This window comes from Globicatella sp. HMSC072A10 (assembly GCF_001811625.1).
GTDB lineage: Bacteria > Bacillota > Bacilli > Lactobacillales > Aerococcaceae > Globicatella > Globicatella sanguinis.
On the sequence record NZ_KV805822.1, the window covers coordinates 61,218 to 61,473 of the forward strand.

At 35.9% G+C, this 256-nt stretch carries 1 protein-coding gene; it reads right to left on the reverse strand.

What is annotated here, in order from left to right; translation table 11 throughout:
- Nucleotides 1-60: 60 nt before the first annotated feature.
- Nucleotides 61-256 (reverse strand): hypothetical protein (locus HMPREF2811_RS11665; RefSeq protein WP_210386580.1); only part of this gene is annotated, 196 nt, incomplete at its 5' end.

Here is a 256-nt window from a genome sequence, read left to right on the forward strand (position 1 = left end):
TTACTAATGATAATAAACTAACGTTTAATCATCTATCATAAAAAAAGAAAAAGAGATAGTTTATGTGGTTGAAATTTTCCTCACGAAAAATTTCTGCTGATGCCTTTCACCTTCGGGAAAGGGAGCATGTGGATTGAGGATGTATAAGACGATAGCTAATTGACATGAAGGAGCAATGGCACCGTCTTTCTGTTTTCTTCGAAGAACATACAGACTTAAATTCTTGGGAGTGGGCAAGAAGTCGAAAATCAGTTGA